Annotated in this window: 1 pseudogene; it reads left to right on the forward strand. The window is 42.0% G+C overall.

Annotated features, from left to right (window positions below):
* Positions 1–700, forward strand: a pseudogene (locus AC4J95_RS21115) (IS3 family transposase); the annotation flags it as partial.

Raw genomic sequence — 700 nt, forward strand, 5'->3', positions numbered from 1 at the left:
CTACCTTGCAGGCAAGCCACGTGCAGAAATTATTCGAGACTATGAGCTGACGGCTTCAGCCTTCGATAAGTGGGTGAAGCAAGCACAGTCAACAGGCTCGTTCAAGGAAAAAGATAACTTAACCCCGGAACAAGCTGAACTGATCGCATTACGAAAGAAAAATAAACAGCTCGAAATGGAGAATGATATTTTAAAGCAAGCGGCGCTGATTGAAGACGTTAAGACAAGTAATTGATGCCAACAAGCACAAATACTCGATATCAGCGATGTGCAAAATTCTAAACATTTCTCGTCAAACCTACTATTATCAAGCACGACCTGTCAGAAATGAGTCTGAGTTAGAAGAAGTCGTACAGGAAGAATTTATTCGTAACCGAAAAGCCTATGGCACTCGGAAATTGAAGCAATGTTTAGCAAAGCGTGACCTTCAACTCAGCCGGCGTCGAATCGGTCGAATCATGAAACGTCGTGGGTTGACATCTACCTATACGATCGCTCATTTTAAAGGCCAGCGAAAAGCCTGTAATGAAGCGAAAACAGCGAATGTATTAGATCGGACTTTTACACAAGAACAGCCATTGGAAGCCATCGTTACTGATCTTACTTATGTTCGCGTGGGGAAAAAGTGGCATTATATCTGCTTAATTCTGGATTTATTTAATCGAGAAATTATCGGTTATTCGTGCGGTGAGAAAAAGGA

It is taken from the genome of Enterococcus sp. GPZ-007, from assembly GCF_059374735.1.